We start from the raw sequence: 1,250 nt of genomic DNA, 5'->3' as shown, positions 1-1,250 counted from the left end.
TGATGGGGACCCGTTTGGTGGTCCAGTCACTATGCGACTTGGGGTTGGTGGGTCGTGGTCCACTGTAGAGCGAACTCGGCTGGGGTGAGTTCGCCGTGGGCGGAGTGGGGCCGGTTGGCGTTGTAGTCATATCGCCAGTCCTCGATGATCACGCGGGCCTCGCGCAGGGAGTCGAAGCACCACGAGTTGAGCAGTTCATCACGTAGCCTGCCATTGAACGACTCGATGAAAGCGTTCTGCCACGGCGAGCCGGGATCGATGAAAAGTGAACCGGCACTGTTGAATCGGCACCAATCACTCACTGCGTGGGCGACGAACTCAGGACCGTTGTCGAAGCGTACGTAGTGCGGCGCCCCGTGTGTGAGGGCCAGCCGATCCAAGACATCGACCACGCCGTCGGCGTCGATCGATCGGCCGACCTCGATCGCCAGGGCTTCGCGGGTGAACTCATCAATGACGTTCAACATCTTGAGGGTGCGACCGTCGGCGGTGGTGTCGAACTGGAAGTCCATCGCCTAGATGACGTTCGGCCGGATCGGTGACATCGCCCCCACGGCGACGCCGATACCAGTCAGCCGCTTCTTCTTGCGGCGCTGCGGGACACGGAGGCCCTCGTCGCGCCATAACCGGCGGATGCGCTTGTTGTTGACCTTCCAGCCCGCTCGGCGGGCCATCTTGGCTGCCCGCCGCCACCCCCAGCGCGGTCGGTCGGTGGAGAACCGGCGCAGCCAGGCACGTAGCTCGGCCTCCTCGGTGCTCATCGGCGGCGGTGTGAGGCGCATCGTGGAGCGGTGCAGACCAACACCTGCACAGGCGCGGCGTTCGGACACCCCGAACCGCTCACGCAGCACCGTAACGGCACTGCGCTTGCGGTTCGGGGTCAGAAGTTTCCCGCCGAAATCTCCTTGAGCATGTCGATGTCCAGAGCCTGATTGGCGACCAGTTTCTTGAGCCGAACGTTTTCGGCCTCGAGTTCCTTGAGCCGCTTGGCGTCGTTGGCCTTCATGCCGCCGTACTGGGACAACCAGCGATGCCACGTCGATTCCGCGATCTCCAGATGCCGACACACCTCGGCCAGCTCCTGGCCCGACGCAAGCAGCTTGTTGCCCTCAGCGAGCTTGCGGATGATTTGATCCGGCGTATGCCGCCGGCGCTTGTTCGATGCCATGTCGTCGTCGATTCTTCCTGCCCGAACACTCGGGCAACAGATTCCCACAACGACTGGACCACTAAGACGGGCTCACCTCACC

1 pseudogene is annotated in these 1,250 nt (G+C 63.2%); it reads right to left on the bottom strand.

Annotated features, from left to right (window positions below):
• Positions 1–29 precede the first annotated feature (29 nt).
• Positions 30–1,168: pseudogene (locus AWC19_RS01165) on the bottom strand (IS3 family transposase).
• Positions 1,169–1,250 lie beyond the last annotated feature (82 nt).

This window comes from Mycobacterium palustre (genome assembly GCF_002101785.1).
GTDB lineage: Bacteria > Actinomycetota > Actinomycetes > Mycobacteriales > Mycobacteriaceae > Mycobacterium > Mycobacterium palustre.
This window is presented reverse-complemented; position numbering and strand designations above follow the sequence as displayed.